This window comes from Ihubacter massiliensis (assembly GCF_024125305.1).
GTDB lineage: Bacteria > Bacillota > Clostridia > Peptostreptococcales > Anaerovoracaceae > Hominibacterium > Hominibacterium faecale.
Map to the genome: position 1 here is coordinate 2879656 of NZ_JAMXVH010000001.1, position 25922 is coordinate 2905577.

Genomic DNA, 25922 nt, shown 5'->3' on the forward strand with positions numbered 1-25922 from the left:
CTCCTATTTCTGTTTATATACAATCGTTCCATCCACCATAGTCAAGCAAATCCGCGCTTTTAAAAGCTCCCTGGGCTCCAGTTGGAAGAGGTTTTCGCTGAAAACGGCTATGTCGGCCAGCTTTCCCTCCTCCAGGGTGCCCAGCTGCTGCTCTGCATGAAGGCAGTAAGCGCTGCCATAGGTGTACGCCCGAAGTGCCTGCGCTAACGTGATATTTTCCCGAATCGGCTCTTCCACCTGCTGTCCCTCTTCATCGCACCTTGTTACAGCAAAATAGGCATTCGGCAATGGCTGGAAAGGCGCCACCGGATAATCGGTGCCGAAAGCTGCATTGGCGCCGATTTCCAGCAGGGACCTGACTGCATATTGGTATCTTGCCCGTTCTTCGCCCAGCTTATCTTTCAAACCGCTGCCGATGGCCATTAAATGAACCGGCTGCATGGAAGCGGTAACATCCAGCTTGGCAAATCGCTTAATATCGGATTCTTGGAGCGTTTCCACGTGTTCGATGGAATTTCTCACCGGCAGCGGTCCGTTGGCCTGACGGGAAGCTTCATATGCATCCAGAGCCATTCTCACGGCCCCCTCGCCAGTACAGTGGAGCTTGACGCCAAGACCGCACCCATTGGCAGCGGTGACCTGCCTCTTGTAATGTTCAAACGGGTAAAAGGAAGCGCCTGCTCCGTCCGCCTGATCCGCATATGGGCTTAGCAGCAGCGCCGTATGGTTTCCATGAACGCCGTCCACAAATGCTTTCAGACCGGCCACGCGCAATTTATTCGAATGAAACCGCTGCCGGTATTCCTCAATTGTGGTGAAGTCCGGCGATGTCCCCAGGCTGGGATAAAGATGGAGCCGTATATCCAGATTTCCCTCCTTTTCCAGATCCCCAACGATCTCCAATTCTTCGCTAACAGGACCCGGCTCCGGGAGCACGGTGATGTCGGTGGTGCTGGTGATTCCATGGCTGGAAAGCTGGCGGATAAAGTCCACAATCAGCTCCCGTTTCTGCCCTTCCGGCAGGGCCTGAGCCGCCGCCGCACAGGGCGCGCAGGCATCCATCTCATGGAGCAGGCCGTTAGGCTCGCCCGTTTCATCCACCTCGATGGAGCCGAAAAGCAGCTTTCTGTTGGGATCGACCCGGCATTCTTCCAGGGCTTTTGAGTTGAGCCAAAAGGAATGTCCGTCAGCGCACATCAGGTAAACAGGCCTGTCCGGGCAAATTTGATCCAGCATGTTCTTGTGGGGCGGCTCCCCATCTTCCCAGCTTGGAATAAACCATCCCATTCCTGTAATCGTTTTGTAGTCGGGATGCTCTTCTGCAAATTTTCTGATTACCGACACGCATTGGCGGGCGGATTTGCAGGCGAAGAGTTCTCTGCACATGTACTTGCTGTTTTGAAAAATGCCGTCAAAAAAGTGCATATGTGCATCGATCAGTCCCGGCATGATGAGCCCGCCGCCGCAATCGATAACCTGGGTATGGCTGTCAATAAAATTCTGCTCATCCGCGTCTCCCCGGCCGACTTTGATGATTCGCCGGCCTTTGACTGCAAGAAAACCTGCGAAGGGTTCATCCGCAACCGCATCAAAGATTGCGGCTCCTTTCAATATGTAATCTGCTCTCTCCATAATTGCTTCCTCGTTTCCTTTGTAATGTTCAACGAATTCGTTTAATTAAAGTTTAAATCTTTTGAAAATTTTTAAAACACTTAGAATCTGTATTTTTCTACTACCGGTCGTACCTCTTTTTTACCAGAATACTTCGATGGAAGTATAAGGGGTATTGAAATTTGCTGCATAATGAAAAAAGCCCCCTGTAGTCTTTCGTAACTACTTTAGGGCTTAAATAGTCTTTGGGTATTCGCGCAAGAAATATGCACTTTATTTTAATTGAGGTAACGAACATTACAAAAGTAAAAAATAGGTGGAACCCCGGTCTGAATGAAGGATGCACCCCCTCAGTTTCTCTTTCCCGATTCACCTCTTCGCGTCTTTCAGAGCCTCGATGACCAGTTCCTGATCGTTATGGGGACTAACGGCCACCCCTACGATCGTTCGACCGTACAAGTCCATAATTGCCGCTAAATACAGCCAGCCTTCTTCCGTTGCGATCTAGGTCGTGTCGCTGACGAATTTCCGGTTTGTTCGTTCTGGCGCGATTCTTCTTGCTCCCATGGAGCACCTGCTGGCAAGAAAGCTCTCCAGAAGGTTATGATAAATCTTCTCGTTTTCTTCTTCTCTTGGACTGACCTTTACCATATTATCAGTGCCTTGTCCCTTGGTGTCCGTTTTTTGGGGTCCACATTAGTTTTGACTGTACCCAATGAAACGGAAAACCACTGGCTGACTTCCTCCATTTTGGGCAATGGGTCTTTGTATCGATATGTACCGAACTCAATCTGCGCTGCCAGAAGGCCGTATATGATTTGATGTAATTCCATCACTTTATCCAAGTCTAAATCGCGAATACCCCATCTGTGCTGTCTGAAGCAAGCGATTTTCCCAGTATCAAGGTTTAAAGTTCACAAAAACCTCGCCCGCTTCTGCCCCTGAAAAACTCAGCTTTAAAGCCGCGGAAGTGTAGAAACCTACAATGAGAAAGGCAATAATGTGAATTATCCGACAATTGTAAAAGCTTTTTTTCAGAGCTAGAATGAAGAGAATTAAAAGGAGGTGAAACAGCGATGAATTCAAACAATATCACAAATGCGCCCTACCCAAAATTGATCGTCGATCTGAAAAAACTCAGGCACAATATTGACGTGGTTTTGGAAAATTGTAATCAGGCAAACATTAGCGTCTGCGGAGCCATTAAAGGATTTAACGGCCTTCCAAAAGCCGTAGAAGAATTTGCCCAAGCCGGCTTTTCCCAGTTGGGAACATCCCGCATGCGGACGATAAAAGAACTTACCATGCTGGGCCTAAATGCCAAGTACCTGCTCCTTCGAGTGCCGATGCTCAGTGAAGCAGACGATGTGGTAAAATATGCGGATATTAGCCTGAATAGTGATCTGCAGGTGATCCGGGCGCTGAATGATGCGGCCGCGAAAGCTGGGACGTCCCACGAGGTGATTCTTATGGCTGATCTGGGCGATTTGCGCGAAGGGTTCTGGGACCAGGAAGAACTGGCCAGCTGCGCGGAGGTTATCGAAACAGAGCTGGACCATATCGTTCTCAAAGGTGTGGGAACAAATCTGGGATGCTATGGGTCCATCAAGCCCACTGTCGCGAAAATGAATGACCTCATATCCATCGCAGAGCTTGTGGAAACACGAATCAGTCGAAAGCTGGACATCATTTCGGGCGGAGCGACCAGTTCCTACGTCCTTGTCCTGGATCAATCCATGCCGGAGAGAATCAACCATCTGAGGATCGGAGAAGGAATCCTGAATAACTACGATTTACCGGAAATATGGGGCCTTGATATAGAAAACATGTACCAGGATGTCTTTACCTTCCAGGCTGAAGTCATTGAGGTAAGGAATAAACCGTCCCACCCGGTCGGTGAAATATGCATCGATTCTTTCGGCAGAAAGCCTGAGTACAAGGACAGGGGCATTCGAAAGAGAGCACTTTTGGCGGCAGGCAAGCTGGACTTTACCCTTGATGATAAAATATTCCCCAAGCTGGAAGGAGCCGCGGTAATCGGCTCCAGCAGCGACCACATGATTCTCGACATTGAAGACTGCAAAGAAGAAGTCAAAGTTGGAGATATCGTCACATTTCATATCAGCTATCCCTCAATGATGTATTTGAGCAATGATCCATATGTGAATGTAATTTATAAGTGAAAGGAGGAAAAAAATGAAACCACTTTTAATAATTGTGAAGCTTTCACCCATATTTCTTCTCTGCGGTTTGGTAATGAAAGGCTTTGATACCCTGATGGCTGCCCCGATCGCTCTGCTTTACGCGGCAATCATTTGCTGGCTTACCACGAAGCGGAAAGTGATGGATATATTGGAGAGCGCATTAGGCGGCGTAAAAGATGCCATGATGGTCTTTTTCATTTTTATGCTGGCCTACGCAGTCGCGACATTCTTTATGACCACAGGCGTTGGTGCCAGCGTTATTCTAGCGGCAATTAAAATGGGCGTCAGCGGCCGGAGCATCGCCGTCGTAGCCTTTCTGGTCAGCTGCGTGTTATCGATGGCAACCGGGACTTCCTGGGGGACCTTTGCGGCAACCATTCCAATTTTTATGTGGCTCGGCCATATTGTGGGCGGCGATCCGGTAATGACCATGTGCGCATGCGCCGGCGGAGCGGCGTTTGGTGATAACGTAGCGCTCATCTCCGATACAACCATTATGACATGCGCCATCCAGAAGGTTGAGGTCGTTGATCGGTTTAACAAGCAATTGGCATGGTCCCTTACAAACGTAGCCCTTGCATCCGTTCTCTTCTACATCGTCGGAATCGTAAAAGGATTGCCCACGGAGGCGGCTGAGGCATCCAACGCGATATCTGATATCCCTGCGGCTGCATGGAGTACGCTGGAAGAAGAAAGGCCCGCGGCGGTTGAACTTCTCCATCAAGTCGAAGGAGGCAGTATCCCGATTTGGATGATCATTCCCATCATCATAATCATTGCTATGGCAGTGCTGCACTTCCCTACCCTCGTTTGTCTGGCTTCCGGAATTATCAGCGCGGCAGTCATGGGCGCATTTATCGGAACCATTACCTCCTTCACTGAATTTACGCAGATGATGTACGATTCATTTGCCGATGCAGGAAGCTGGATTCTGATCATGGTTATGTGGGTTATTTTCTTTGGCGGAGTCATGCGGGAGATGGGCGCCTTTGAACCGTTAGCCAAACTGTGCATGATGCTTTCAAGAAAGGTCCGCCATTTGATGTTCTGGAATGCGGTTCTTTGTATCATCGGCAATATGCTCTTGTCCGACGACCAGGCGCAGATGGCGACCATGGGGCCCGTTATTAAAAATATTGTTGACGAAGGCGTTGAGGGCAGCGAAGAGGATTTGTACGATCTCAGATGCAGAAACGCGATGTACGGCGATGCCATCGGGGTCCTTGCAGGCGAACTGATTCCCTGGCATGTATGCAATATCTATTATGTAGGACTGGCGGGAGCCGTCTATCCACTGGTTAAGTTCGGGGCCTTTGATCTGATTCCGCTCAATTTCTTTGCATGGATTTCGGTGCTTTCACTGCTCGTTCTCACACTTACAGGGTTAGATCGAATCTTCCCCAAATTTGGAATCCCCAAGGAACCTGCAGTAAGGCTTAAAAAATATGCAAATGAAAAAATAGCTGAAAGGAGTTGATATGATAACGGTTCAGGATATCATGGCGGACCCGCTGTTCAAAGGGTTTCGAATCGTTGCAGGCCATAAAGGGCTGTATAATGAAGTTCTGGGGACAGGAATCTTTGACTGGGAAGAGCCGGAAGACATGGCGAGGACCTTTTCCAGGAGAGAATTCATAATCACCACATTGAGTGAAGCCAAATACAGGCCCGACAATTTGCTGCGAAGATTCAAGGCACTTTTGGAAAATCACGCATCTGTCGTATGTATAAAAACCCTTTTTTATAAGTCCGTGCCAAAGGAAATCATCCGATTGGCAAACGAAAAACATGTTCCCATATTTTTATTTGAAGACACTTACACGGATGACATTATCTTTGTTGTCAGAAACGCCCTTCAGGAAGATGTGGTAAGAGATGTTGCGGCGGAAAAGATCGAAGAGCTTCTTTGGAGTGAAGAGCCATCCCGCGAGGACTCCGCAAAGGCTATGAACAGGGTCAGTCCCTTCCTTTATGAACATTATCTCTGCATGTATGCAACGCCAAGATATCACAAAGACCAGAGGATCGGCACTCTGGTCGTGGAGCAGTGTGAACAAGCCAGAGAATATTTCCAAACCCAGTGTTCAAATTTTGAAAACAGCTTTTCTGCTGCAATCAAGCTTAGAGATTCCTTTCTTATTATTTTCTCTATGAAAGCAGAAGCAGGTGATCAGTCGGTTTTTCAATGTGCGGAAAAAATTCTTTCGGCGCTGGCCATGAGAAAAAAACTATTTATCGGTTTTAGCGATGTCCATCATAAGCATAATGAGTTTAGCTTTGCGCTGAAAGAAAGCATGTACGCCAACATATCGGCTTCCGTGGACAGAGAGGCCGTGCTCAGATATTGTGATCTTGGAATGGATTCGCTTCTGATTCCAATTTGCAATCATAGCTGGATCCGGACGGTCTATGAAGGGGAGGTAGATAAACTCAACAAGTACGACAGAAAACATAATGCACGGCTGTTTGAAACTCTGATGACCTATGCGGAAAGCGAGGGAAGCATCTCTCTGACTGCGGCAAAGATGCTCCGGCACGAAAATACGATTCGGCACAGGCTGGAGCGGATAAGATCGATCATTGGAACGGACAAGCCGGAAGATGCTTATGTGCATATGTATCTCTTAGCAAGACTCTATAAGATATTGCAGGTAATGATAAATCTATAAGGAGAAAGAAATGAAAAAGAATTTTAAATTTGACGTGGACTACATCAGGGAGCAGTTCCCGGCATTGGCGAAAACAGTAAACGGATATCACGAAGCATTTCTGGACGGCCCCGGAGGGACACAGGTGCCGCGCAGAGTCGCCAGGGCCGTATGCGACTATCTGTTTTACTACAACGCCAACGAAGAAGGCGCATTCCGAACATCCGTCAAGAGCGACGAACTGGTTGTAAACTGCAGGAAAATTTTTGCTGAGTTCTTTAACTGCGACCCCTGCGAAGTTGCTTTCGGTGAAAACACTTCATCCAATAACTTTAAGATGGCCTTTTGTTTCGCAAGGATGTTTGAGCCCGGAGATGAAATTTTAATTACCAACATCGATCATGAAGCGAACCGGTCGCCATGGAGACTTTTGGAGCAGCTGGGTTTTGTCGTTAAGGTTGTCGATATTCATCCTGAAACAATAACACTGGATTTTGAAGATTTCAAGTCAAAGCTTTCCCATAAGACCAAAATCTTTGCCATCAACTGGGCCGCCAACTCATGCGGGACGATTACAGATGTTAAAAAATTTATCGCCGAGGCTCATAAGTACGGAGCGATTACGATCGTAGACTCTGTACACTACGCGCCTCACAAGCTCATTGACGTGAAAGAGATCGACACCGATATTTTACAGTGTTCCGCCTATAAATACTTTGGCCCCCACCTTGGCGTTACATACTGTAAAAAGGAACTGGGCGACAAGCTGAATTCAACCAGAGTCCAGGCATATGATAATACCCGGATGCCGCTCAAGCTTGAAACCGGCACCCTAGCCATGGAGCTTGTAAACGGCGCAGCAGAAGCAGTTAAATTCATCGCAGACGCAGGGAAACATCACATGAATCAGTTGGAAGATGAGGTTAAGAATTATTCGGGCCTGAGAAAAGAAATCGCAGCAGGCATGAAGGCCTTCGAATATTATGAGGACGAACTGGCGGATGCGCTTAGGGCAAAGCTAACGGATATCGCAGGGCTCAAAATTTACGGCCCGGGAGAAGGGGCTCCAAGAACACCCACTGTTTCCTTCCGGATCGAAGGCGTCCATGCCCATGACATTGCCGCTGCCCTTGCTGATAAGGGGCTTAATGTCTGGGATGGAGACTACTATGCCATCGCCACCATAAGAGATGTTCTGGGACTTGAACCGGTCGGCGGGCTTGTCCGAGTCGGATTCGCGCCATATAACCTCATGTCTGAGGTTGACCGGGTGTATGAAGTGGTAAAGGAGTTTGGAAGATAAGAGAAAGGATTCCTGCCTCCATCTGACACCTAGAATTGCACTAATTTGCGTCAAAAATCCCGTTTTCATTACGGTAAACCAACAGCACCGGCAACCCACCGCCTTCACACCGCCGCCCGGACATTTTCACCCTTGCGGCTTCTTTAGTCGTTTCAGCAGTTCCACCCGGTTGTTAATGCTGAGCTTGCTAAAAATATTGCTGATATGTTTTTTCAGAGTGTTTTTGGAGATGGAAATTTCCTGGCAGATTTCACTGTCTGTCAGGCCTTTGCTCCACAGATCAATGACTTCCAGCTCACGATCGGTAACTGCGTAAGCTTTTTTTAGAGCATACAGGGAGGGACTGAATTCCTGGTTCAAGATCTGCGGTTTCCTTTGCTTCCAAAGCCAGAGGTTGAGATGGGACTTTAAAAGATTCAGGATCAGGATTTCTTTGTCTGAAAACTCCTCTCCCTGTCCTGTCCGGTAAAGGCTCAGGGAGCCAAGGGGCCTCCCCTCATATCCCAAACCGGTGAACAGAGAATATTGAATGTTTTTCGGTTTCCAAGTCCGCTGATAGTATTCGGTCTCTTCGATTTCCCGATTTAGAACATAGTCGCTCACTCTGATGGCAGAATGTTTTGGGTCGGAAAGCAGGGACCATAAGGGCCGAAAAGGATCGATCGGCTCCAATTCCCGGATATAGAATTCCAGCTCTTCCCTGGATAGCCCCACGCCTACAGGCCGGGCAGGCTTTCCCTCTTCCTCTAGGTAAAAGGACGCATAATCAAATCGGATCAGCGTTTGCAGCAGGGTCAGAAACTCCTTTCTCATTTGATCCACATCGTCATGGGTATGAACTTTTAATGTGATCTCATGAACAAAGTTCCATTCATTGTTTAAAAGTGTTTCAGCCATTTTCAAATTCTCTCCCATCGGGCTTGTAATGCAAAATCAGCCGTCCGGCAGGAACTTCCTTCCCCGGACGGCTGATTGTTATTTATACTAACTCAACGACCAGTTTCTTCTTCTTTCCTTTTTCAACCAGCAGTTTTCCATCCTTAAAGGTGTCAGCTGTAATCATCATCTTTTTGTCCGTCACCTTTTCGCCGTCCAGCTTCAGTCCGCCCTGTTCGATGGTCATGAAGCCTTCCCGGTTGCTGGGCACAAGCCCCAGTTCCTTGATGAAAGTAACGACGCCGATGCCTTCACCCGCCAGGTCTTCTGCCGCTTTCTGCACGGTTGGAATGTTTTCCAGGGATCCGCCGCCGCCAAAGGCCGCACGAGCGCCCTCCTGAGCTTTCTTTGCTTCTTCCTCGCCGTGAACCAGCTCGGTAACCTGGTAAGCCAGAATTTCTTTCGCTTTATTCAGCTCAGCTCCTTTTAGAGCGGCCAGAGCGCGAACTTCATCCATGGGCAGGAAGGTCAGCATGCGCAGGCATTTTTCCACATCTGCGTCAGCGACATTTCTCCAGTACTGGTAGAATTCATAGGGAGACGTTTTTTCCGCATTGAGCCACAGAGCGCCTTTCTGAGTCTTGCCCATTTTCTTGCCTTCACTGGTGGTCAGCAGGGAAAAGGTCATTCCGTAAACCTGTTTGTCGCAAGCTTTTCTGGTCAGCTCGATACCGCCCAGCACGTTGGACCACTGGTCATTTCCGCCGAACTGCATCTTGACGCCGAAGTCCCTGGCCATAACCATGAAGTCGTAGCTCTGCATCAGCATATAGTTGAACTCCAGGAAGGACAGGCCCTTTTCCATTCTCTGCTTAAAGCACTCGGCCCGCAGCATGTTGTTGACGCTGAAATGGCAGCCGATCTCACGGATAAACTCAATATAGTTGAGGGGCAGCAGCCAGGATGCGTTATTGACGCAGACCGCTTTTCCCGGCTCAGGCGTCTTATTCTCTTTTCCCGGGCTATATACGCCGTTGTTGCCGCTGTACTGCCACTCTTCATCAAAATCGATAAATTTCTCGAAAAGTTTTTTAAAGCAGCTGCAGTTGTCCTGAATGGTGTCCGGCGTCATCATCTGCCGCATATCCGTGCGGCCGGAAGGGTCGCCTACCATTCCCGTGCCTCCGCCGATGAGAACCACCGGCGTATGGCCGTACTTCTGCATGTACATCATGATGATGACCTGCATGAAATGCCCTACGTGCAGGCAGTCGGCCGTCGGGTCGAAGCCGATATAAAATTTTATCTTTTCTTTTCCCAGCAGCTCCCGAATGGCTTCGTCATCGGTGGTCTGCTCGATAAAGCCTCTTTCTTTTAATACATCATATACGTTGGTATGTTGGCTAACATGATCAGGTATAAAATTCATTCTTTTCCTCCAGTTACTTTGTTCCGTACAGCCGGTCCCCCGCATCTCCCAGGCCTGGAACAATGTATGCGTGTTCATTTAATTTTTCGTCCTTGGCGGCGATGAAGATATCAACGTCGGGATGGGCCTTCTGAAGCACTTCGATGCCTTCCGGAGCCGCGATCAGGCACATGAAGATGATCTTTTTACCGCCTCTTGCCTTGATGAAATCGATGGCTGCGGCCGCGCTTCCTCCAGTGGCCAGCATCGGGTCCACAACGAAAATCTCTCTCTTTTCAATATCATTGGGGAGTTTGCAGTAATATTCAACCGGTTCATGGGTATCCGGATCTCTGTATAATCCGATGTGTCCAACTTTCGCATTGGGTACCAGCGCCAGCATTCCGTCTACCATGCCCAGTCCTGCTCTCAGGATCGGTATAATGGCGATGTCCTCGCCTTTTAACATATTGACCATTGTATCGCAAATAGGCGTTGTAATTTTCACTTCCTCCAGCGGAAGCTTTCTCGTAGCTTCATAGCCCATCAGCATGGCGATTTCTTTAACCAGTTCGCGAAAATCTTTGACGCTTGTTTCCGATTGTCTTATCATTGCTGTTTTGTGCTGAATTAACGGATGATCGAATACATATACATTACCCATTTTTTTACCTCCCTGCAAGACCTGTTAAAGTCCTCTTGTGCTTGAATTAATTTATCAACTGCATCGAGTACATTTCAACAGGCTCTTTCTGGCTGCGTCCTGTCGAAATGATTTCTTTATCTGAATGCGGTATCCCGCATTAGTAACGATTGAGCATATCGACACGGCGCTGATGGCGTCCGCCTTCGAACTCCGTATCCAGCCAGGCGGCCGTGATCGCCAGCCCGGTCTCGGTATCGGTTATTCTCCCGCCCATGGCGAGAATATTGGAATCGTTGTGCTTCCTGGTCAGTTCGGCCATAGTCACATTGGTGCACAGGGAGCAGCGGATTCCTTTCACTTTGTTGGCAGCGATTGAAATTCCAATGCCAGTGCCGCAGCATACGATGCCCCGGTCGGCTTTTCCCTGAGCAACCGCTTCGCCGCAGGCATATCCAAAGGCTGGATAATCCACCGATTCTTCAGAATCGGTCCCCAGATCCAGGACCTCGATTCCCCTCTCTTGCAGATATTTTTTTACTTCTTCTTTTAACTGGTAACCGCCGTGGTCGCTGGCAATGGCTATTTTCATCGGCCTTTCTCCTTTATTCTATACTCTTACAATATTGTATCCCGCTGATTTGAGCATTCGGTTCATGACTGCAAAGCCCACACCGTCGGTGTCACTCATGGCTCCCGCCAGGATCAAATCTACTTCCTGCTTGTCCAATTCTCGCAGCTTTGCGAAGAAGTCATGGGCTGCCTCGATAAAGGCTCTTTCTTCAAAGAGAATGACCCCGACTTTATTTCCAATTCGCTCGTTGAGAACGCGCAGCCGTTCAATCTCGGTTTTCACTTTGTCCCGGCTGCCTTCGATGATGGTCATATCCGCCTTGGGCGCATAATGCTTGTACTTCATTCCCGGGGACTTGGGTTTAAATTCCTCGTCGCTCACATCCCGGGGCCGATTGACGTACAGCGCCGGATCCACCGCCACTTTTTTGCCGATGGCTGCTTCGATGTTCTCTGCAGTAATGACCCCTGGCCGAAGAATTGTCGGCGTATCGCCGGTCACGTCCAAGACTGTGGATTCAATGCCGACTCTGCAGTCGGGGCCCTTTATGATGGCGTCAACCTTGCCCTGCAGATCCTCGATCACATGCTCTGCCTTGGTGGGACTGGGCTTCCCCGATAGATTGGCGCTGGGAGCCGCAATAGGGCATCCGGACCAGGTGATCAGATCCAGTGCGATTTTGCTGTCGGGCATGCGAACGCCCACAGTGTCCAGGCCGCCGGTGGTTCTGTCCGGAACGCAGGACTTGCGCTTGACCACCAGGGTCAGAGGACCGGGCCAGAAGTTCTCGATCAGGGCTACGATATCCGGGCTGAGCCTGGGCGTCAGTTGTCCGATATCGCTGGCTCTGCCGATATGAACGATCATTGGATTGTCGCTGGGACGGCCCTTTGCCTCATAGACCTTGGCAACCGCCTGGGCGTTGAGCGCATCGGCGCCCAATCCATATACGGTTTCCGTCGGGAAAGCGACCAGCCCTCCGTTTTTAATAATATCCGCCGCTATTTTTATATCTTTCTCAGTTAATAGTTTCGTATCCATTAGAAATTCTTCATCTTTTCCGCCTGGTCGCTGGTGATCAGGCCATCAATAATTTCGTCCAAATCGCCGTCCAGAATATAGTCCAGCTTGTAGAGGGTGACGCCGGTTCTGTGTTCGGAAACCCGGCCCTGGGGGAAGTTGTAGGTACGGATTCGTTCGCTCCGGTCACCGCTTCCAACCTGACTCTTTCTCTGGGCGGAAATTTCGTCGTTCTGCTCCTGCATTTTCAAATCGTACAATCTGGATTTGAGAACCTTGAAGGCTTTATCTTTATTTTTAATCTGCGATTTTTCGTCCTGACAGGTTACAACAAGTCCGGTGGGCTCGTGGGTCAGCCGGACAGCGGAGTCCGTCGTGTTTACACATTGTCCGCCGTTTCCAGATGCGCGGTACACGTCTACCCGCACATCATTGGGATTGAGATCCACTTCCACGTCGTCCACCTCAGGCAGCACCGCCACCGTAGCCGCCGACGTATGAACTCTGCCGCTGGATTCGGTCTCGGGTACTCGCTGGACGCGATGGGCGCCGCTTTCGTATTTAAGCCTGGAATAAGCGCCTTTGCCCTTGATGAGCATAACCGCTTCCTTGATGCCGCCAAGACCGGTATCGTTGATTTCCATCAATTCGGTTTTCCAGCCCTTTCTTTCCGCGTACCTGCTGTACATGCGCAAAAGGTCGCTGCCAAAGAGAGCCGCCTCTTCGCCGCCGGTTCCGGCGCGGACTTCCAGGATTACGTTTTTCTCATCGTTGGGGTCCTTGGGCAGCAGCAAGACCTTCAAATCTTCTTCCTGCTGGCCGATGGTCTCTTCCAGCTCGGAGATTTCCATCTTGGCCAGTTCCCGCATTTCCTCGTCGCTCTCTTCCAGCATTTCCTTGGCGTCAGCCAGCTCGGATTTTGCCTTTTTATACTCTTTGTATTTTTTTACGATGGGTTCCATTTCCCCCATCTCTTTCACATACTTCTGCCAAACCGGCTGATTGTTAATGATGGCCGGATCGGAAACCTTCTGTGAAAGCTCTTCATATTTTTCCAAAATGAAGTCTAATTTATCAAACATGTTTAACTCCCGCGATTCTGTATTTTTTGGGCTTTCAAGCCTACTACTTCAACTTAATATTATAGCACCATATGGAAAAAAAACAAACCAAAAATTTGATTATCTTCGATCATTCTCAACTTTTTTATCAATTATGCATATTTCTCCCGCCTGCGGCGTTTTTTATACGGCCGCATTGACAGCTCTTTCCGGCTTTTATACAATAGAGCCATCTTTGAAAATGAGGCGAAGGAAATGATACATAACCAAATAAACGGCGCGCCCATGCCGCCGGAAAAGATAAACGCATATTTGAAGCGGATCGGAATGCCGGCTCCGGAAAGCCTGGATCTATCCTATCTTTCCCGTTTGCAATGGGCCCATATGCAGCACATCCCCTACGAAAACCTGGATATCATGGCAAACAAAAAAACGTCCCTGGAAAGGGAAGTTCTATATGGGAAAATGATCCGAGGCAGCCGGGGAGGCGTCTGTTCGGAGATCAATACCTTGTACAACTGGCTGCTGGAGTCCCTGGGCTTTGAAGTGGTCAGCTACATCTCCCGCATCATCGCCAAAACGCTGCCCATTCAGCCACAGAGCCATCGGGTGATGGGCGTGAAGCTGGACGGCAGGATTTATCTCACTGATGCCGGGTTTAACTATGAGCATCACCGAATCCCCTTGCTCCTTGAGGAAAACCTGGTCCAGTCGGATGGAGAATGCGAGTACAAGCTGGTCCGCGATGAATTCTGGGGCTGGGTGATGTGGCAGAACCGGCCGGGCCATGGATGGCGCAGAAAGCTGGGCTTCACCGAGGAGCCGCATATTGATCTGGATTTTGTGCCCGCCACCTTCTATGCAGAGGCTCATCCCGATTCCAGGATCAATAAAGGGACGAAAGTTTCTTTGTACATAGACGGCTGTTTTTATGCCCTTCGCTCCGGGTCCTTTCTCAAAGAGCGGGGCGGTGTGGAGGAAATCATCGAGGCCGATCTCACAAAGGAGCGGGAGAAAGCGCTGCTGGCGGAGGTCTTTCATCTTTAGGTTGGTGCCGCGTTTGCAATCCGCCTTCGCGGTGCATTGGCTTCAATCGGGAAAACTTTATAGAAAGTTTTCTGTTTTTACGCAGAGTTGTGGGTTTGCGAGGCCTGATAGTAAGAAAAAGCAGGCTTTGCTGCCTCTGGCTGAGTTTGAGGGGGCGCAATCGTTGAAAAATGCGTAAAAACTAAAATTTATTTTAATTTATTTCCGAAAAACCGCAGCGCTGGAAATTAAAAAATATGCTGCTGGGCGTACCACAAAAAGGCTGCTGCATGAAAAGCGATTAGCTTCACGCAGCAGCCCAATGTCCGAACGATTCTTTTAAAATGTTTTCTTTAATCTTCTTTTGGAATCGGGTCACACTTCTTTCCAACCAGGAACAAAACAGCGCCCAGAGCCAGCATGGCTACACCGCCCCAGCGAGCGATCTTAATCATTCCCCAGAAATTGCTCATGATGCCGGAGCCGTAGGTTTCCAGAGAATAATCAGGTCCCCATGACCCTTCGTACCATACCAGAAAGAAGGACCCCAGGAAAGCAATGATGCCAAACAGAAGGAAAAAGATTCCAAATCTTCCGATGTCGCCCTTGGCCAGCTTGGTCTTGGGGTTGATCGGATTTCCTTCCGGGTCGGTTTTGCTCAGACCGCCATAAATCCATTTGAAGATGGGGTAGAAGATGACAACCGCAATGATAGCGATGAATCCCAGAAGGAAATATTCAGTTCCGTTTACCAGGAAGCTGATAATTCCTACGATCAGCGGTCCTCCGCATATGTAAAGGGGAGCCAGTTTTCCTTTCATATAGTACAGATTTCCTCTTTTTTCAACCGGATAATCCTTTCTGATCTTGACATATGCAAAGCTGAGGCCCACATACAAAACGAACAGAACCGGCGACAAGATGGTAACCAGGATTTCAAAGTTCAGGTTTACCAGCACCAGGTTGAGCGCTGCCAGGATCAGGATCGGCCAGACAGGCACTCTTCTCTTCTTGGAAACAGTGGATAAGAATTTGGGACAAAGATTATCCTGACACAATACAATAAAGCTCCTTGATGCCGCGGTAATCGCTGCGTTGAAAATCGCACATTGGGCGATAACGGCAACGATCATGAAAGCCGCGCCTGCCCAAGGTCCTACATGCTGGTACAGTACCGATGAATAGTCGATGCTGACGCCCCATTCGGTCCACGGTCCCGTAGATACGATACCGCCCAAGGTAGGCAGAATGTAGCTGAGGGCGATGACAACGATGCCGATTTTCATTCCTTTAGGGATAATCTGCGGATTTTCAATCTCGCCGCCCAGGAAGGAAACCGCCACATAACCGCAGTACATCCAAACGCCGATGGCAATTCCGGTTCCCCAGCTGGACAGAGCGTTCTGTCCCTGGATAACGATTGGGTCCATAGGATTATACTGCCAATTGGCCATACCTACGAAAGCCACAGCCGCAAAAGCGATCAGAATAATGATACTGAAAATCGTACTGGCTGTACTTACCTCTTCCAGTCCCATCAAATTGACGATGGTAAAAATAATGATGATTGCTGCTTTAATGGCAAAAGACATCAGGGGCGTAAGATTTACGAAAAGCCCGATATAGTCCGCGGCCAGCACGACATAAGCCGCTCCGGTCAAATACATGGCCAGGGAAATCCAAAATCCGAATGAAAATCCCCAGAATTCGCCGAAGGCCATCTTGGCCCAAACATATGGGCCGGATTCTACCGGAGCCAGGTTTGTAAGCTCTGAGCAATAAAGCCCGATGGGCATGGCCCATAGAATTGGAATCAACACTAGCAGAATCAATGTAAGTCCCGGGCCTGCCGATGAAATCATTGACTCGATACCAAACGCACCGCCCGCGCACGCGCAATAAATGAAGAACGTCATGGCTGCCAGCGTGAAGGTCTTTTTCTTTAACCCAGGTGTGGCATCAAGTAGTACCTGTCCCCCTGTGTAACCTTTTTTGGACATCGTTTGTCTCCTTTCAACATGATTAAAATAATAAAATGATTGCCCGATCATTCAAAAATTCGAATGATCGATATACATAACCAAACTGGTTTGTAACTGTAATAAATGTCCACTACGCTTTGTAAGTGGTTACTCCGTCCATAATCGTCTCGCAAACCTTGACTTTATGAATGTTTTCTGGAGGTATCTCTAAAATATTTTCTTCCAGGATCACAAAATCAGCATATTTACCCGCTTCGATGGATCCAATGACATCTTCCATATGCATCTGATAGGCATTATTGATGGTAAATCCTTCGATGGCCTCTTTCACAGTCGCGGCTTCGCCGCTGGGTTCCAGCACCGGAGCCTCCGGCTGTCCGTACATTTTTCTAGTTACGCACATTTCAATGCTTTTAAGAGGCTGCCTGCCGTATTCGTCCACCGGGAAGTCGCTCCCCAATGCCATGCGGGCGCCGCTGTCGATAATGCTCCTCATGCGGAAGGTTTCATTGTTGATGTGACCCAGCACTTTATCCATCAATGGATTGCCATACATCCATACACCTGTGGAATTAGCAATTATGTTGTATTTGCCGAACAGCGGTATGTCATCGGGCGCAATATACTGAGAATGGGAGCATGTGATGCGGCAATCGTCATAACCTGCTTCTCTTACCGCCTTAGCCATTGCGATCACCGACTTGGCCGCCACATCCCCGATGGCATGCATATTGATATTCAGACCGGCTTTCGCCGCTTTTACGCCCACCTCAGCGGACAGCTTTTCATCCATGAGGGGTTTAACCACAGAGCCGTCTTCCGGGTAGGGCTCACTGATGGCCGCTGAGCGGCTTTCCATGGTACCGTCATTTATGATCTTGAGAAAGTTCATTCTGAACTTATCATCGTTGTAAATCTTCTGTGCCTTCAAAAGTTCGGAAATTCGAAAATCTACCATCTGCGTATCATCCACGTGGCAGGTGCAGCCCACAAATCGCTGCAAATATCTGCCGCTGCCTTTTATGGCATCCAGAGCTTCGAAATACTGCTTCTCCAAGTAAGTATACATTCCCATATCCGCAGTGCCTGTAACGCCCATGGCCGCATAGTCCTCAGAGTTTTTGGCCATGAGGTTGATCACGCTTTCTTCATCAAAGAAGTCGATCTTGCTCATAATCATCGCTTGAGGCTGACCTTCCACAATATGACCTGCCGGATTTCCTTCCGCGTCTCTTGAAAAATAATGAAGTCCTGGCACAGGATCGGGCGTGTCTTTGGTAATTCCCGCAGCCTCAAAGCATTTGCTGTTTCCCCAAGCCTCATGAGCGCCGCTTCCCAGGAAAAACATCGGTTTATCCATACAGATGGCGTCCAAAAGTTCCTTGCGCGGCCCTTTCTCATCGAAAATCCATTCCGCATAGCCCAGGCCGAAATAAGTTTTGTTATCGGGATGCTCTTCCACATATCGTTTAATCTCTGCAAGGCACTCATCCAGGGTCCAATCGATATCGAATACGACTCCAGACAGCACATGGGCCGCCATCACCGGGTGGCAATGTCCGTCGATGAACCCGGGCAGCATCATTTTGCCCTTCAAATCGCAGACTTGCGTGTTGGCATCGCAAAATGCGTCCGCACCGGCCTGATCGCCTGCGTAAACGATTTTATTGCCGCGGGTAACCACGGCTTCGACCCACTCGCAATCCTTGTTTACTGTGAAGATCCTGCCGTTTGTGTAAAGTTTATCTGCGCTCATGATATCCTCCTTTTATAATAATCATTTAAATTTTTTAAAAATTTCAACTTTTCATTTATTATATTATCTTGCCTAGGGGTTAGGTCAAGGTGTTTTTTCAGGTATTTTCTAAAAAACGCAAAGTAATACTTTACATTTGTGCTATAATGTCCCTCAGTAGTTGTCGTTTTAGGGTGGGGGTGCGTCATGAAAATCGGGGAGTTCTCGAAAAAGTTCAATGTTTCTGTTTCTACGGTCCGTCATTATATCAATCTTGGGCTGCTGGTGCCTGAAAAAGATGGATTCCAATACCGATTTACTGCTTCTGATTGTAAGGAGATGGAAATTATCATTTCTATGAAGGATGCCGGATTCAAGCTGAATGAATTGAATAAATATCTGAGTATCTTCCGTTTTTACAACAAGGACGATTACTTTCTCTATGAAAAGCTTGTGGAATACTTGAATGATAAAAAGAATCGTTTGTATGAGGAACGCAATCAAATTAATACCTATATCCGGATGATCAATAAGAAAATCAAAGAAATAGAAGCCGATCACATCTATTCGGCGGGCAAGACCGTATATACGGCTATGCCTGAACAGAACGGCCAGCTGCCAGGCTTTCCTCTCAGCGCGGTCACTTTGCTTTATTGTCCTCACTGCCAATGCAAGCTCACACTTTCCAATGTGGATATTTGCGGTGATTCAATTGTGAGCGGCATTCTGACCTGCAGCTGCGGATATCATGCAGCGATTCGAAACGGAGTGGTGTTTACTGAGAATTTAAAGGATTTGGAGAATGACCCCAAGTTCCTGGAATGTTATTTTGGTGAAGAAAATCTAATCACTAATGAGGATGGGATGCTTTTAATGGGGATGAAAGAGCACAGCAATGAGTATCTGACCAACTTATATAAAAGCAGTCTCTGGATATATAATGCGCTGTCCAGCTACGATTTTCGCGGAAAAACGATCCTTTTTCCGGATCTGTCCTGCCAGTATTTATACAGCCGCCATAACGGAGAGAATGCCCGTAATTGCATCTTCCTGGTTACGGCTTTATCCGAACGATCAATCCGCTCCATGAGGCAGCATATCGCAAATGCCAATCCCAATCTAAAGGTGGCGTATATCATCAATCAAAATGGACGTCTGCCCCTTAAAAATGGCTGCATCGATGTCATAATCGACTACATGGGTTCCTGTAATTTGGGATTCTTTCAGAAAACTCACTATTTGGATACGGTTATCCCTTATATCGCGCCGGATGCACTAGCGGTAGGTACAGCAGAATATTATTGCCCCGGCAGTCCTTCCATTAGGAGAATTCACGAGCTATATTCCAATGCGGCCGCTGATGTCTTTACCTTCGATTTTGTCAAAACGACCTTGGAGAAAAATGACTTTATCATGGAAAAAATCGAAAAAATAAGCAAGGGGTACAACCCCGGCCGATTTTTTGAATATCATATCGCCGGGGACACCAGAACCAACATCGTCTATCTTGCTAAACGCAGGATTCTATAGCCGTTTTGGTTGGATTGAACGTACCTTGCCTCGATGTATCTTTTGATTGCTAGCTCTTATATACGGTTTTGCCGTCCATAATTGTTTCACATACTTTAACCTTATGGATTTCGGACAGCGGAACATCAAAGATGTTCTTTTCCAGGATAACCAAATCTGCATATTTACCTGCTTCTATGGAGCCGAGCCTATCATCCATGTGCATCTGGTAAGCATTATTTATGGTGTAGCTTTCGATCCCGTCCTTGACGGAAAGCTTTTCTTCGTAAGGTTTCAGCACCGGCAGCTCGGGATGATTGAACAGCTGTCTCGTGCATCCCATTTCAATGCCTTTGAGGGGTTCTCTTCCGAATTCATCCACCGGAAAGTCGGAGCCCTGTCCCATGCGGCAGCCGCCTTTTATCATGGTTTTGATCCTGAATGTATGATTCTGTCTGTCGCCGATTACTTTTTCCATGTCCGGGTTTCCGTAATGCCATACGCAGGTAGTGTTGGCGATCACATTGTATTTGCCGAACAGCTCCAGCTCTTCGTCCTTCACATAATCGCAGTGGGAATTGGTAATGCGGCAATCTTCGTACCCCGCTTCCCGGACTGCCTTTGCCATGGCCAGAGTCCCGCTGATGGCTTCGTCGCCGATGCCGTGGACATTGATATTCAGCCCTTCCTTTGCGGCCTCCACGCCCAGCTGTGCGATTTCTTCTCTTGTAAAAAGCGGCTTTACCATGCTGCCGTCCTCGTCATAAGGCTGGCTCAGGGCTGCGGATCTGGTTTCAAGGGTTCCGTCATTAATGATTTTCAGGAAGTTAATTCTGAATTGATCGGTGTCATAGGTTTCTTTATACCTTCTAAGCCTGGGCATCACGATTTCCACATCGCTCTTTTCGGAAACCATGCGGCCGCAGCCGACGAATCTCTGTTTGTAAGAGCCTTTTTCAATCATTTCCGGCACAGTCTCAAAATAGGCTGGCATAACAAATTCCGGCGCGCCCATGTCGCAGGTCGATGTGACGCCCATGGCCGCATAGCCGTCAGAGGCCGCTGCCAGCACTTCTTCGATCTTGTCCGCATCAAAGAAATTTATGTTTTCCATAATCATATTCTGCGTGGCCATCTCCAGCAGGTGGCCGGTGGGATTTCCCTCCCCGTCTCTGTGGAAATAATGAAATCCTGGGATGGGATCCGGCGTATCTCTGGTGATTCCCGCCAGTTCCAGTGCCTTTGTGTTGACCCATGCCTCGTGGGCGCTGCTGCCGAGAATCATCATCGGCTTATCTGGGCAGATGGCATCCAGCAGTTCTTTCTTTGGTCCTGTTTCATCGAACATCCACTCCGCGTACCCGATGCCAAAATAAGTGTCGCTTTCAGGATGTTCTTTCACAAACCGCTGGATTTCCGCCAGACATTCCTCCGGGCTCCATTCGATCTGAAGATATACGCCGCAAAGGTAATGGGCTGCCATCACAGGGTGGCAGTGGCCGTCGATGAAACCTGGCAGCATCATCTTTCCTTCCAGATCGCAAATCTTCGTATTCTCGTCGCATAGCGCTTCCGCTCCGTCCCTATCCCCCACGTAAACAATCCTGTTTCCTTCTACGGCGACGGCCTGCGCCCACTCCTGGTCCTTGTTCACTGTGTAAATTTTGCCGTTTATAAATAGTTTATCCGCGCTCATTTTTTCCTCCTCTTTTTTTCAATCCCGGGCTCTCTTGGAAATATCTTATAATTGTCAGCCGCCGGACCGCCCAACGCCTTTTCATGAAATCTATCACAGAGCCCGCCTTGTTATGCTAATTTTTTAAAAATTTTTACTATTTAATTAATTATAGTATCTTCTCTAGGGGTTAAGTCAAGATGTATTTTGATTTGTTTTTGTGAAAAATCTGAAGTGATGCTTTAGGTTTTGGGGAAATGAGGCGGCGCTCGTTGAGCCGCCGCCAGGTTGGCGGGGAGGCGAGATGCGCAATTCGGTTTATTATCGTGATCTTCCTTTCCTACATTGCGTTACGAGGTGGCCGCAAAAGTATGAATATCGCAGGATTTCCGGCTGGTTTCTGATAGTCTGCTGATTCACCAGCTATAAGTAAAGGTTTTCCTGGGAATATAATTTTCCTTCCGTTTTCCCTCTTCTCCACAAAAAAATAACCACCTCCCAGCGCTATGCTCCCCTGCATCTCTGCAGAAAACAGCGCCCAAAAGATGGCTATCATAATAATCAATTTGCTTTGAACTAGTCCAATTTGTACTTGTTCTTGAACTTCTCAACACGTCCACCACGATTGATGAACTTCTGCTGACCTGTAAAGAATGGATGACACTCTGAGCAAACGTCCAAACGGATTTCTTCCTGTGTGGACTTTGTAACAAATGTGTTACCGCATGCGCAAGTTACTTTACATTCCTTATAGTCAGGATGGATTCCTTCCTTCATGCTTCTCACCTCTTTCCTGCTCGGGTCTTACCACCCTTTGCAAAATTACTGATATACAGCTTATATAATATACCACAGCTGGCTCTGAAAAACAAGTTTTTTTTTGCAATCCTTTCATTCGTCAAGGCAAGACATAGTGATGTTCATTTTAAATTATTACTTATTACGAATCAAGACTAAATTTATTGTCTATATTGCAGATTTAATGTATAGTAATGGAAAAGAGCCTTACCGAAGAGTGGTGACCGGCTGTACATCTTTCAAGGAGGTGGTTTCATGACCAAATCTAATGAAAGGAGAGGCAGCCATCGTGTTTGAGCTATTGTCGTTATTATTTACGGCTATCGGCATGATGTTTAGCTATGCTTCATACATAGCTAACAAAATCCGGTAAAGTAAAAACCACTCATTGCTCTGCCAAGCTGAGTGGTTTTTCAAATCATTCGTTATAGTTTTGGTGAGCCGGTTATCACTGGCTCTCTTTCTATTTTTATTATACACCAAATTTACAGAAAGACAACAAAAATTTTCATTGCCAATATACTCCGCCCCGCCTAATCCCGGTTCATCACTTTCCGCTCAAAGCGATCGGCGTCGGCGAACTTTCCGATGACTAAAATGGCGTCATCCTCTGTCAGCATCTCGTCCTGACTGGCGCCTGGCAAAGTTATATTGGGCTCTTTCTCCAGCGCGATTAAATTTAAGTCATATTTATCCAAATGCAGATCCCGAATCGTTTTGCCATAAAGATGCTTGTTGACTTTAATCTCCGAGATCACATAGTCATCGTTGAGCCGCATCATATCCAGCGCCTTCGATCCCAGCAAAACAGCAGCCAGACGGGTAGCCGTCTCCATTTCCGGATGAACCACTTCCGCGCCGATCCGCTCCAGTATGATTCCGTGCTCCACGCTGTCAGCCTTGGCGATGACCCTGGGCACGCCCAAATTTAAAACATTGAGAGTGGTCAAAAGGCTTACGTCCACCTTCTCACCAATACAAACCACAACCGTCTCGCATTCTCCAATACCTGTCTCTTCAAGGGCGTCCTTGGTCAGCTTTCCCAGCCTGAACGCATCCTGAACATGATTTCGGATCAGCCGCAGTTTATTTTCATCGCCATCAATAGCAATTACCTCGGCGCCTGACTCCGCCAGCGTTTTTGCTAGCGCCAGGCCGAAACGGCCTAACCCTATGATCCCGAACCCGGATCTTCTTCCTTCCTTCATCCTAACTAACCTCCTTATCCGATCGTCACATCTTCTTCCGAATAGGTAACGGCCGGGGCATCTCTATTGAGCCAAATCGTCGCAATTGTCAAAGGCCCCAGTCTTCCTACAAACATGGTTATAGAAATAATAATCTTGCTTGCCGCGCACAGGGAAGGGGTAATTCCCGTAGAAAGCCCCGTAGTCGCATATCCGCTGATGATCTCAAAAAAGATCTGCTGAAAGGTGAATTCCGGCTCCAGAACACAAACAAGAAAGGTACTGAATATAATCACGCCCACCGCCATGGCGAAAACCGTGAATGCCTTCATCACAACCGCCTCTGGGATCTTTCGTTTAAAAACCGTACAGTGCTTATTAAAAATAACACTGCGCGCCTTCTGAAATAAAACAAAAATCGTAGTTGTTTTCACACCGCCTCCCGTTGATCCCGGAGACGCCCCAATGAACATTAGTACCATCAGAACCAACAAGCCGGCCTTGCTCATAGCGCCGATCTCAACACTGGCAAATCCCGCCGTCCGTGCGGATACACTTTGAAAAAAAGCGTCCAGCCAGGTAAAGGAACTGCCTTCCGTAAATTTGAGCAGAACCGTTCCGCCTGCCAAAAGAATCAGCGTTGTGGAAAGAACCACTTTCGTCTGCAGTGACCATCTTCTAGGGGATTTACCTGAAACCATCTCGCTGATCACAAAAAAACCCAGCCCTCCGAAAATGATCAAACCGCTGGTCACCAGGCAAAGCCACACATCGGAATGGTATCCGGTCAGACTTTGAAAATTGCCCAGCACATCAAAGCCGGCATTGTTAAAGGCCGCGATGGAGTGAAACAGGCTTACCCCAATAGCATCCCCGGTGGAAAAATCTTTGGAAAACGATATATAACTGCACACTGCCCCTAAAAGCTCAAAGGCTACCGTCACATACAATACAGCCCTCACCACCACAGTCAGCCCCTTTCCCGAAGAAAGGTTGAGAGATTCTTTAATCAGCCGCTGCTTTCCGATACCAAACCGGCCGCCTGCGCTCAAAATGACAATTACACCGATGGAGGTAATACCCAGGCCCCCGATTTGTATCAGCGCCGCCAAGACCACCTGTCCGAACAAGCTGAAAGATGTTCCTGCATCGACACTGACCAGCCCTGTTACGCATACGGCGCTAGTAGAAGTAAACAAGCTGTCCACAAAGGAAATGCCCCTGTCTGTCGCAGAGGCAGCAGGCAGCATGAGAAGAACCGTCCCCAATAATATTACGCATAAAAACCCAAGAACGACCATCCTCCTGGGCTTCAACCTTTTCGATTTCATGTTCGTTTGACCTCTCCTTAAAGTCTATTTCTGGCAGACGGGATTATTATAGCACAATATGGGCAAATAAAACATATTTGCCCATGTAATTTATTCCTATTATGTACTTAAAAGTCCTTCCCTATTCCGGCATCTGGATTTTATCCAAAATCCCATTGAGCTTAGCCATTGTAATGCCATAGTTGGTGATGGCTACCCCTGCGGCCTGGGCTTCCGAAATCCGAGAGAGAAGATGCCGTCTGTTGAACATACAAGCTCCGCAATGTATGATTAAATCGTATTTGCTTAAATCCGAAGGAAACTTTGCTCCGGCTGTCATATCGATCTGCAGATTTTCTCCAAAACGATTTCGCAGCATGCGCGGAATTTTCTCCCGGCCGATATCCTCTTCCAACGGCGCATGGGTACAAGCCTCAGCGATCAGTACCTTGGAACGAGCCGTTAAGTTGTCTATAGCCGCTGCTCCTTCTGCGAAAACATGGATATCCCCTTTATAAGCGGCAAAGAGAACAGAGAATGATGTCAGGCGGCTTTCTCTGGGTTTATGTTCGAACACTTCCTTAAAGCACTGAGAATCGGTAATAATCAGCCCAGGCGCGCGTCCCAGTGCTTTAAGGCTTCGAATGAACCCATCGGCAGTCGTACATACGGTAGTGCACTTATTATCCAAAAGCTCGCGGATCGTCTGCACCTGCGGCAGAATCAGCCGCCCCTTCGGCGCCTGAATATCTTGAGGCATGACCAGCATAACCAGTTCACCATGTTTAACCAAGTCCCCCAAAATTCGTTTTCTCTTGAAGTCTTCCGGCACCGCCTTTTCAATCGCCTCCTTAATCTCGTCCATCCCTTCTCTTCTAAGGGCACTTACAAAAATAGGGTCAATCTCCATTTCTTCCTTTATGGCCTTTGCCAGCGAACTTTCTCCATAAATCTCGTCAGCCTTTCCGATCACCGGGATTACCGGAATTCCTGCTGCCTCCAGTTTTTGTACCCAGCGTTTTTCTTTGCTGAAATCTACGTCTTCAAAGAGCATAACAGCCACATCGGTCTGACTAATTATTTCACTGGTTTTTTCAACCCGCAGCAGCCCCAGTTCTCCATCATCATCATCAAATCCGGCAGTATCAATGAATACAACCGGTCCGATGGGATGCAGCTCCATAGCTTTGAACACCGGGTCTGTCGTCGTTCCCGGCCGGTCGGATACCAAAGAAATATTCTGACCGGTCAAAGCATTGATCAGCGAAGATTTTCCTGTATTTCTCTTTCCGAAAATGGCAACATGCAGTCTGTCCGCTCTCGGTGTTTCATTTAAACTCATCATATCCTCC

General features: G+C 48.0%; 22 protein-coding genes. 6 read left to right on the forward strand and 16 right to left on the reverse strand.

The window, feature by feature from the left end; genetic code table 11:
- Positions 1-3: 3 nt before the first annotated feature.
- From NIA71_RS13390 to NIA71_RS13400, 3 genes are all read right to left on the reverse strand, one after another.
- Complete coding sequence (locus tag NIA71_RS13390; protein ID WP_253020649.1) at positions 4-1632, reverse strand: amidohydrolase; 1629 nt, start codon at positions 1630-1632, stop codon at positions 4-6.
- A 483-nt stretch (positions 1633-2115) separates the two neighbouring features.
- Entirely contained in the window at positions 2116-2262 is a 147-nt protein-coding gene (locus tag NIA71_RS13395) for a hypothetical protein (protein ID WP_253020650.1), read from the reverse strand.
- Positions 2256-2444: a hypothetical protein gene (locus NIA71_RS13400; protein WP_253020651.1), complete on the reverse strand. Its 189-nt coding sequence runs from the start codon at positions 2442-2444 to the stop codon at positions 2256-2258. The genes NIA71_RS13395 and NIA71_RS13400 overlap by 7 nt, the downstream gene beginning before the upstream one ends.
- Before the next feature lie 243 nt (positions 2445-2687).
- On the opposite strand from NIA71_RS13400, the gene NIA71_RS13405 reads away from it, so the two are divergent.
- The 4 genes from NIA71_RS13405 to NIA71_RS13420 are packed head-to-tail and all read left to right on the forward strand — an operon-like array spanning position 2688 to position 7766.
- On the forward strand, positions 2688-3794 hold the full coding sequence (locus tag NIA71_RS13405) for an alanine/ornithine racemase family PLP-dependent enzyme (RefSeq protein ID WP_253020652.1): 1107 nt from the start codon (positions 2688-2690) through the stop codon (positions 3792-3794).
- A 13-nt stretch (positions 3795-3807) separates the two neighbouring features.
- Positions 3808-5292 (forward strand): Na+/H+ antiporter NhaC family protein, encoded by a 1485-nt coding sequence (locus NIA71_RS13410; protein WP_148398224.1) that lies wholly within the window; start codon positions 3808-3810, stop codon positions 5290-5292.
- Between the two features lies 1 nt (position 5293).
- Positions 5294-6484 (forward strand): PucR family transcriptional regulator, encoded by a 1191-nt coding sequence (locus NIA71_RS13415; protein WP_253020653.1) that lies wholly within the window; start codon positions 5294-5296, stop codon positions 6482-6484.
- 10 nt (positions 6485-6494) lie between these two features.
- Positions 6495-7766 (forward strand): cysteine desulfurase-like protein, encoded by a 1272-nt coding sequence (locus tag NIA71_RS13420; RefSeq protein ID WP_253020654.1) that lies wholly within the window; start codon positions 6495-6497, stop codon positions 7764-7766.
- Positions 7767-7892: 126 nt separating this feature from the next.
- Here the strand turns inward: NIA71_RS13420 and NIA71_RS13425 are convergent, their stop codons facing one another.
- The 6 genes from NIA71_RS13425 to prfA form a co-directional block, all read right to left on the reverse strand.
- Positions 7893-8663, reverse strand: coding sequence for a response regulator transcription factor (locus tag NIA71_RS13425; RefSeq protein ID WP_253020655.1), 771 nt, complete (start codon positions 8661-8663; stop codon positions 7893-7895).
- Between the two features lie 82 nt (positions 8664-8745).
- Positions 8746-10071 carry a tyrosine--tRNA ligase gene (gene tyrS, locus NIA71_RS13430; RefSeq protein WP_148398087.1) on the reverse strand — a complete coding sequence of 442 codons (1326 nt, stop codon included), beginning with the start codon at positions 10069-10071 and terminating at the stop codon, positions 8746-8748.
- Positions 10072-10084: 13 nt separating this feature from the next.
- Positions 10085-10714 carry a uracil phosphoribosyltransferase gene (gene upp, locus NIA71_RS13435; protein ID WP_253020656.1) on the reverse strand — a complete coding sequence of 210 codons (630 nt, stop codon included), beginning with the start codon at positions 10712-10714 and terminating at the stop codon, positions 10085-10087.
- A gap of 139 nt (positions 10715-10853) precedes the next feature.
- Positions 10854-11285, reverse strand: a complete 432-nt coding sequence (rpiB, locus tag NIA71_RS13440; RefSeq protein ID WP_148398089.1) for a ribose 5-phosphate isomerase B — start codon at positions 11283-11285, stop codon at positions 10854-10856.
- Positions 11286-11303: 18 nt separating this feature from the next.
- On the reverse strand, positions 11304-12308 hold the full coding sequence (locus NIA71_RS13445) for an L-threonylcarbamoyladenylate synthase (protein WP_253020657.1): 1005 nt from the start codon (positions 12306-12308) through the stop codon (positions 11304-11306).
- Positions 12308-13369, reverse strand: coding sequence for a peptide chain release factor 1 (gene prfA / locus NIA71_RS13450; RefSeq protein ID WP_148398091.1), 1062 nt, complete (start codon positions 13367-13369; stop codon positions 12308-12310). Before prfA ends, NIA71_RS13445 begins: the two co-directional genes overlap by 1 nt.
- 234 nt (positions 13370-13603) lie before the next feature.
- Between prfA and NIA71_RS13455 the strand changes: the two genes are divergently transcribed.
- A complete protein-coding gene (locus NIA71_RS13455; protein WP_253020658.1) occupies positions 13604-14395 on the forward strand; it encodes an arylamine N-acetyltransferase family protein in 792 nt (263 codons plus the stop codon).
- A 332-nt stretch (positions 14396-14727) separates the two neighbouring features.
- Here NIA71_RS13455 and NIA71_RS13460 read toward each other — a convergent pair whose 3' ends face one another.
- Positions 14728-16374: an APC family permease gene (locus NIA71_RS13460; RefSeq protein ID WP_253020659.1), complete on the reverse strand. Its 1647-nt coding sequence runs from the start codon at positions 16372-16374 to the stop codon at positions 14728-14730.
- A 112-nt stretch (positions 16375-16486) separates the two neighbouring features.
- Positions 16487-18112, reverse strand: coding sequence for an amidohydrolase (locus tag NIA71_RS13465; RefSeq protein ID WP_253020660.1), 1626 nt, complete (start codon positions 18110-18112; stop codon positions 16487-16489).
- A gap of 186 nt (positions 18113-18298) precedes the next feature.
- On the opposite strand from NIA71_RS13465, the gene NIA71_RS13470 reads away from it, so the two are divergent.
- Positions 18299-19621, forward strand: coding sequence for a MerR family transcriptional regulator (locus tag NIA71_RS13470; protein ID WP_253020661.1), 1323 nt, complete (start codon positions 18299-18301; stop codon positions 19619-19621).
- 49 nt (positions 19622-19670) lie between these two features.
- Here NIA71_RS13470 and NIA71_RS13475 read toward each other — a convergent pair whose 3' ends face one another.
- From NIA71_RS13475 to hydF, 5 genes are all read right to left on the reverse strand, one after another.
- Positions 19671-21296 carry an amidohydrolase gene (locus NIA71_RS13475; protein ID WP_253020662.1) on the reverse strand — a complete coding sequence of 542 codons (1626 nt, stop codon included), beginning with the start codon at positions 21294-21296 and terminating at the stop codon, positions 19671-19673.
- 555 nt (positions 21297-21851) lie between these two features.
- Positions 21852-22052: a 50S ribosomal protein L31 gene (rpmE, locus tag NIA71_RS13480; RefSeq protein WP_148398149.1), complete on the reverse strand. Its 201-nt coding sequence runs from the start codon at positions 22050-22052 to the stop codon at positions 21852-21854.
- A gap of 554 nt (positions 22053-22606) precedes the next feature.
- Positions 22607-23281, reverse strand: coding sequence for a potassium channel family protein (locus NIA71_RS13485; protein ID WP_148398120.1), 675 nt, complete (start codon positions 23279-23281; stop codon positions 22607-22609).
- 14 nt (positions 23282-23295) lie between these two features.
- Complete coding sequence (locus NIA71_RS13490; protein WP_253020663.1) at positions 23296-24591, reverse strand: TrkH family potassium uptake protein; 1296 nt, start codon at positions 24589-24591, stop codon at positions 23296-23298.
- A 121-nt stretch (positions 24592-24712) separates the two neighbouring features.
- Positions 24713-25912 (reverse strand): [FeFe] hydrogenase H-cluster maturation GTPase HydF, encoded by a 1200-nt coding sequence (gene hydF, locus NIA71_RS13495; RefSeq protein ID WP_148398150.1) that lies wholly within the window; start codon positions 25910-25912, stop codon positions 24713-24715.
- Positions 25913-25922: the final 10 nt, after the last annotated feature.

What these genes read in the sequence shown, in the direction of transcription:
- NIA71_RS13390 (WP_253020649.1), bottom strand. Translation starts at nt 1,632, where the DNA reads ATGGAGAGAGCAGATTACATATTGAAAGGAGCCGCAATCTTTGATGCG.
- NIA71_RS13395 (WP_253020650.1), bottom strand. Translation starts at nt 2,262, where the DNA reads ATGGTAAAGGTCAGTCCAAGAGAAGAAGAAAACGAGAAGATTTATCAT.
- NIA71_RS13400 (WP_253020651.1), bottom strand. Translation starts at nt 2,444, where the DNA reads ATGGAATTACATCAAATCATATACGGCCTTCTGGCAGCGCAGATTGAG.
- NIA71_RS13405 (WP_253020652.1), top strand. Translation starts at nt 2,688, where the DNA reads ATGAATTCAAACAATATCACAAATGCGCCCTACCCAAAATTGATCGTC.
- NIA71_RS13410 (WP_148398224.1), top strand. Translation starts at nt 3,808, where the DNA reads ATGAAACCACTTTTAATAATTGTGAAGCTTTCACCCATATTTCTTCTC.
- NIA71_RS13415 (WP_253020653.1), top strand. Translation starts at nt 5,294, where the DNA reads ATGATAACGGTTCAGGATATCATGGCGGACCCGCTGTTCAAAGGGTTT.
- NIA71_RS13420 (WP_253020654.1), top strand. Translation starts at nt 6,495, where the DNA reads ATGAAAAAGAATTTTAAATTTGACGTGGACTACATCAGGGAGCAGTTC.
- NIA71_RS13425 (WP_253020655.1), bottom strand. Translation starts at nt 8,663, where the DNA reads ATGGCTGAAACACTTTTAAACAATGAATGGAACTTTGTTCATGAGATC.
- tyrS (WP_148398087.1), bottom strand. Translation starts at nt 10,071, where the DNA reads ATGAATTTTATACCTGATCATGTTAGCCAACATACCAACGTATATGAT.
- upp (WP_253020656.1), bottom strand. Translation starts at nt 10,714, where the DNA reads ATGGGTAATGTATATGTATTCGATCATCCGTTAATTCAGCACAAAACA.
- rpiB (WP_148398089.1), bottom strand. Translation starts at nt 11,285, where the DNA reads ATGAAAATAGCCATTGCCAGCGACCACGGCGGTTACCAGTTAAAAGAA.
- NIA71_RS13445 (WP_253020657.1), bottom strand. Translation starts at nt 12,308, where the DNA reads ATGGATACGAAACTATTAACTGAGAAAGATATAAAAATAGCGGCGGAT.
- prfA (WP_148398091.1), bottom strand. Translation starts at nt 13,369, where the DNA reads ATGTTTGATAAATTAGACTTCATTTTGGAAAAATATGAAGAGCTTTCA.
- NIA71_RS13455 (WP_253020658.1), top strand. Translation starts at nt 13,604, where the DNA reads ATGATACATAACCAAATAAACGGCGCGCCCATGCCGCCGGAAAAGATA.
- NIA71_RS13460 (WP_253020659.1), bottom strand. Translation starts at nt 16,374, where the DNA reads ATGTCCAAAAAAGGTTACACAGGGGGACAGGTACTACTTGATGCCACA.
- NIA71_RS13465 (WP_253020660.1), bottom strand. Translation starts at nt 18,112, where the DNA reads ATGAGCGCAGATAAACTTTACACAAACGGCAGGATCTTCACAGTAAAC.
- NIA71_RS13470 (WP_253020661.1), top strand. Translation starts at nt 18,299, where the DNA reads ATGAAAATCGGGGAGTTCTCGAAAAAGTTCAATGTTTCTGTTTCTACG.
- NIA71_RS13475 (WP_253020662.1), bottom strand. Translation starts at nt 21,296, where the DNA reads ATGAGCGCGGATAAACTATTTATAAACGGCAAAATTTACACAGTGAAC.
- rpmE (WP_148398149.1), bottom strand. Translation starts at nt 22,052, where the DNA reads ATGAAGGAAGGAATCCATCCTGACTATAAGGAATGTAAAGTAACTTGC.
- NIA71_RS13485 (WP_148398120.1), bottom strand. Translation starts at nt 23,281, where the DNA reads ATGAAGGAAGGAAGAAGATCCGGGTTCGGGATCATAGGGTTAGGCCGT.
- NIA71_RS13490 (WP_253020663.1), bottom strand. Translation starts at nt 24,591, where the DNA reads ATGAAATCGAAAAGGTTGAAGCCCAGGAGGATGGTCGTTCTTGGGTTT.
- hydF (WP_148398150.1), bottom strand. Translation starts at nt 25,912, where the DNA reads ATGAGTTTAAATGAAACACCGAGAGCGGACAGACTGCATGTTGCCATT.